The organism is Psychrobacter sp. 5A.1 (assembly GCF_030407455.1).
Lineage (GTDB): Bacteria > Pseudomonadota > Gammaproteobacteria > Pseudomonadales > Moraxellaceae > Psychrobacter.
The window spans coordinates 1-944 of sequence record NZ_JASDDJ010000137.1 but is presented as its reverse complement, the minus strand read 5'-3'; the positions used below and the strand labels follow the sequence as shown (position 1 = coordinate 944).

Here is a 944-nt window from a genome sequence, read left to right as displayed (position 1 = left end):
AGAGCATCTCACTAATCTATTGTTTTCGACCAAGAATACAACGGAGTCATGAGATGCCCATAGACGAATTTATCATCAATATCTATCTAATGGTAGAGCAATATTACAAAACCGTCGTTACTAAACCCTTGCGAGGTGCAGGTTACGCGCCAAAGCTGAGTGATCCTGAGATTATTTGCATGGAACTGGTCGGTGAATTTTTAAACCTAGACCAAGACAAACAGATTTGGCAATACTTTACCCAGCATTGGCAATCTTGGTTTCCAGCCATAGGCTCATATCCTAACTTCGCAAAGCATTGCGCGAATCTGTGGCAGGTCAAACAGCAGATACAAGATAAAGTCAGTCAACTTGAGGGCTGTGACAACATCCATTTTATGGACGGCTTTCCGATACCTGTCTGTCATTATGGACGCGCTTATCGGCATAAAAACTATCAAGACTTAGCGGCTTTTAGCTACTGTGCAGCTAAGCAAGAGAGATACTATGGCTTTGAAGGACATTTGCTTGTTAATTTATCGGGCATGATTAAAGGTTTTACTTTTGCCCCTGCCAATGTTGATGAAAGAGCAGTTGCTGCAGAAATCACCACTCATATTCATGGGCTGCTTGGCGCTGATAAAGGGTATATCAGTCCTAGTCTCACTCAGCACTACGACGCTCAAGGAGTACATTTACAAACGCCACTCAGAGCTAACATGAAAGAGAATAGACCCAAACCTGTGGTAAGACGGCTAATGAAAGCACGCCGTATCGTTGAAACAGTCATTGGTCAGCTATCAGAACGATTTAATATACAAAAGGTACGAGCAAGAAATTTATGGCATTTGTCTCATCGATTGATTCGTAAGATTCTGTCGCATAATCTGTGCTTTGTACTCAATAAAAAACTAGGTAATCCGCCACTTCAGTTTGATTTGCTTATTTCAAGTTGAGAGTGGGGT

At 41.8% G+C, this 944-nt stretch carries 1 protein-coding gene; it reads left to right on the top strand.

The window, feature by feature from the left end:
- Positions 1–53 precede the first annotated feature (53 nt).
- Positions 54–935 carry an IS982 family transposase gene (locus QL982_RS14435; protein WP_290166017.1) on the top strand — a complete coding sequence of 294 codons (882 nt, stop codon included), beginning with the start codon at positions 54–56 and terminating at the stop codon, positions 933–935.
- Positions 936–944 lie beyond the last annotated feature (9 nt).